Here is a 4,294-nt window from a genome sequence, read left to right on the forward strand (position 1 = left end):
GGGCGATGTCGTCGCTCGGACGCGACGGGACCAGCGCGTCGAACACGGCCCGGCAGAACTCCTCCGGGGACCTGTCCGCGTGGGCGTCGGCCAGGGAACGGTGCAGCGCGGCGAGTCCGTTCTCCAGGTCGCGCTCGCGGCCGGTGACGAGTCCGTCGGTGTAGAGGACCAGTGCGGTACCGGGTGCCAGCCGGAGTTCGGTGCTCTCGAAGGGCAGGCCGCCCACGCCGAGCGGTGGCCCGGCGGGCAGGTCGACGTACTCCACGCTGCCGTCGGTACGGACCAGGGCGGGCGGCGGGTGGCCCGCCCGCGCCATGGCGCAGTGTCCGGAGACCGGATCGTAGATCACGTACAGACAGGTGGCGCCCGCGACCGCCAGCTCGCCCCCACCCTCGATGTCACCCTCTCCCGCCCCCGCCTCGCCCTGGTCGAGTCGGGCGATCAGTTCGTCGAGGCGGGCGAGCAGTTCGTCCGGGGGCAGGTCGAGGGCGGCGAAGTTGAGGACGGCGGTGCGCAGTCGGCCCATGGTGGCGGCGGCGTGCAGGCCGTGGCCGACGACGTCGCCGACGACCAGTGCCACGCGGAAGCCGGGCAGCGGGACGACGTCGAACCAGTCCCCGCCGACGCCCCGTTGCGCGGGCAGGTAGCGGTAGGCCACCTCCATCGCGTTCTGCTCGGGCAGTCCCCGGGGCAGCAGGCTGCGCTGCAGTGCCTCGGCCATCCGGTGTTCGCGGGTGTAGCGGCGGGCGTTGTCGAGGCACATCGCCGCGCGGGCGACCAGTTCCTCGGCGAAGGAGAGGTCCTCCTCCCCGAACGGTGCGGACTGCCCCGCGCGCCAGAAGGTGACCGTGCCCAGGGTCAGGCCGCGTGCCTTGAGCGGCGTGGAGACCAGCGAGTGGACCCCGTACGCGAGGATCCGGTCGGCGGTCCGCGGGTCGCGTGCCCACCAGGCCTGCGCCTGACGCAGGTCGGCCACCAGCGAGGCACGCCCGCTCCCCAGGGCGATGGCCTCCGGCGTGCCGGACAGCGGGCTGATCTGCGAGCCCACCGGGTAGAACGGCCAGTCGTCCCGGATGCCGCCGGCGGCCACCCGGCGGATCCGCGGGCCCACCGCGACACCCGTGCCCGGGAGCGGCTCGTCTCCGCGCAGCACCGCCTCGGCCAGCTCGACCGTGACGAAGTCCGCGAAGCGGGGAACCGCCACATCCGCCAGCTCTTGGGCGGTCCGCTCCACGTCCAGGGTGGTGCCGACCCGCAGCCCGGCGTCGTAGAGCAGCTTCAGGCGGGCGCGCGCCGCCTCGGCCTGCCCGGCCAGCGCCCGCAGCTCGGTGGTGTCCCGGATCGTCGCGACGCTGCCGGGCCCGCCGCCGAACGGCGCCGTGGGGCGGCTGCTGACAGCGAGCAGCCGGTCCTCGGCCAGGTGCACCTCGTCGGTGGCGGCCCGCCCCGACGCCAGCAGCTCGGCCAGCCCGGGATCGAGCCCCAGCTCGGTGACCGGCCGCCCCTCCACCTCCGGAGCCAGTTCCAGCAGCCGCCGGGCCTCGTCGTTCGCCAGCACCGCCCGCCCGTCCCCGCCGACGATCAGCACGCCCTCGCGCACCGCGTGCAGCACCGCGTCGTGGTGGTCGTACATCCGGGTCATCTCGGCCGGGCCCAGGCCGTGCGTCTGGCGGCGCAACCGCCGCCGCACCAGCACCGCCCCGCCCGCCCCCACGGCGAACGCGGCCACCGCGCCGCCGAACAGGACCGGCAACTGCCCGCTCACCGCACTGCCCACGTGCGCGACGGTGTAGCCGACCTGGACCAGGCCGGCGACCGAACCGTCCGGCCTGGTGACCGGCGCGCTGCTCTCCACGACCCGTCCGATGGGCGCGGTGAAGCTGATGGTGATCGGCCCCTTGAGGGCCGGCTGGTACGGGCCGATGAGGCGCTGCCCGATCAGCTCGGGCTGGGCGGTCTGGGCGTAGCGGATCCCCTCGGGGCTGGCGATCACGACGTAGTCGAAGCCGCCCTTCTTCGTGATGTCCAGGGCCAACGGCTGCAGCACCGCGGTCGGGTCGGCGCTGCCCAGAGCGTCCACCACCGTGGGGCCCTGCGCCAAGGTGACGGCCGCGGCGCGCGTGCGGTGCACGGCATCACTCGTGGCGTAGTTGCGGGCCTGCAGGACGAGCGTCGTCAGGGCCGCGCCGACCAGCAGCACCACCACGACGAGCAGCCACAGGAACACCTGCCCGGCGACACTGCGCACCCGCAGCCGCGAGCGCAGCCGATCCCTGGCGGACCGGTGCTCCCCCGGTCCGCCGGGTCCCGTGCCCCCGGCGACGTGGCTGTCCACTGTGTGCATGCAGGCCGTCCCCGCGCTTCCGGCCCCCCACCTCCTCCACGCTGCCACCCGGCCCGGAGATGCGCACACCCGAAGCCGCCGGAGGGCCGGGCTGACCGCCGGGCCGGCCTGAGCACCCGCCGGCCGTGGGCGCGCGGGGAGCAGCGGACGGGGTCAGCGGACGGACGTTCCGCCGTCCACGGTGAGCAGGGCGCCGTTGACGTAGGAGGCGGCGTCGGACACGAGGAAGGCCACGGCCTCGGCGACCTCGTCGGGCAGTCCGGCCCGGCCGGCGGGGGTCATGGCGAGGATCGCGCCGCGGTTCTCATCGCTGAGCGCGGCCTGCACGCCTTCGGTCTCGGTCACGCCCGGGAGGACGGCGTTGACCCGTACGCCGGCCGGGCCGTACTCGGCCGCCCAGATCCGGGTGAGCTGGTTGATGGCGGACTTGCTCGACCCGTAGGCGGTGGCCCCGACGATGGCTTTGTCGGCCGCAACGGAGCTCACGTTGACGATCGCGCCGCCGCCCTTGTCGACCATGGCGGGGACCAGCTCGGCGGCCAGGAAGAAGGGCGCCTTGACGTTCACGTCGAAGACCTGGTCGAAGACCTCCTCGGTGGTGTCGGTGGTACCGGCGAACGGGTAGATGCCCGCGTTGTTGACCAGGATGTCGATGCCGCCGGTCAGCCGCCGCGCCTCGCGGGCCAGTCGGCGCGCGGCGTCCGCACTGCCCAGGTCGGCCTGAACGAAGTCGGCCTTCCCGCCGGCCGCGCGGATCTCCCGCACGGCCTGCTCTCCACGGGCGGCATCACGGCCGGAGACGACCACGTGCGCGCCCCGCTCGGCCAGAACCCGCGCGACCGCTCGGCCGATGCCACTGGTCGCACCGGTGACCAGGGCGGTCGAACCATTCAGCGACGGAGCCATGAGAACTCCTCGGAAGCCGGTTGGAATCACCGTCACCGACCTACAACCACTGGCTCGGAAAGCCCATTCCGGTCCGAGTGGGAGGTCGAGCAGCCGGTCCCGTGCGCCGCCCTCACGTTCGCGTGCCGACGCGCGGCCCGGGCACCATGACGGCCTCGTGCCGGAGCACCGCGGCATAGTGCGCCAACAGCTCATCGCAGAGCACGGGCCAGGTCCGGTGGAGCACCGAGCGTCGGGCGGCGGCACCGAATCGGCGGCGGCGATCGTCGTCCGCGAGCGCCAGAACGGCCGCGCGCAGCCCGTCGACCGAGTCCACCGGGTACAGGTACCCGGTCCGCCCCGGTGTCACCAGGTCCCGCGGCCCTCCGGCATCCGGCGCGACCACCGGGACACCCGAGGCCAACGCCTCCTGCACCGCCTGGCAGAACGTCTCGAAGGGGCCGGTGTGCACGAACACGTCGAGGGACGCGTAGGTGGCCGCCAGATCGTCGCCGCTGCGGAAGCCGAGGAACGCCGCTCGGGGCAGCAGCGCACGCAAGGGGGCGTGACGTGGGCCTCGGCCCGGGAAGATCACCTGTACTCAGAGCACGGGCGGCGACTCGGCCAGTGACAGACAAATCGGGCAAACACTGACATAAACCGTGAGCCCGCTCACACCCGAAACGCTCTACGACCGGCGATCGTAGCCGCCACCGACACCACCCGCGGCCTTTCGCGACCGCATCTGCCCAGCTCAGCCCGGTGGTCGACCACGCCGCGCGTCCCGCGAGCGACCCCGGCGAACCCGTCGTCCACGACAGCCGATCGTCACAAGGGGGTCTTGTCGAAAACCGATCCCACCTGGCAACAATTGCTGCATCAAGCCACACCGGCACCTGTCCCTCCGGTGAACGGCTCATCGCCAAGCCGCCCCCCGCGACCGTTCGGCCCCTGTCCGGCCACGGTCCACAACGGGGAGCGACTCGGCCCAACCCGATTGAGGTCCAGGTCTCTATGCCCACTCTCAAGCTGCGCATGCGCACCTCCGCCGCGATCCTCGCCGGC

Annotated in this window: 3 protein-coding genes; all 3 read right to left on the reverse strand. The window is 73.4% G+C overall.

What is annotated here, in order from left to right; all coding sequences use genetic code 11:
• On the reverse strand, window positions 1–2,344 hold a 2,344-nt coding region (locus tag ACFVWU_RS44385; protein ID WP_387632300.1), incomplete at its 3' end, for a SpoIIE family protein phosphatase.
• 153 nt (window positions 2,345–2,497) lie between these two features.
• Complete coding sequence (locus tag ACFVWU_RS44390) at window positions 2,498–3,250, reverse strand: SDR family NAD(P)-dependent oxidoreductase (protein WP_387632303.1); 753 nt, start codon at window positions 3,248–3,250, stop codon at window positions 2,498–2,500.
• Window positions 3,251–3,362: 112 nt separating this feature from the next.
• Window positions 3,363–3,824 (reverse strand): glycosyltransferase, encoded by a 462-nt coding sequence (locus ACFVWU_RS44395; protein ID WP_387632306.1) that lies wholly within the window; start codon window positions 3,822–3,824, stop codon window positions 3,363–3,365.
• Between the last annotated feature and the right edge of the window lie 470 nt (window positions 3,825–4,294).

This window comes from Kitasatospora sp. NPDC058190 (genome assembly GCF_042883685.1).
Classification (GTDB): domain Bacteria; phylum Actinomycetota; class Actinomycetes; order Streptomycetales; family Streptomycetaceae; genus Kitasatospora.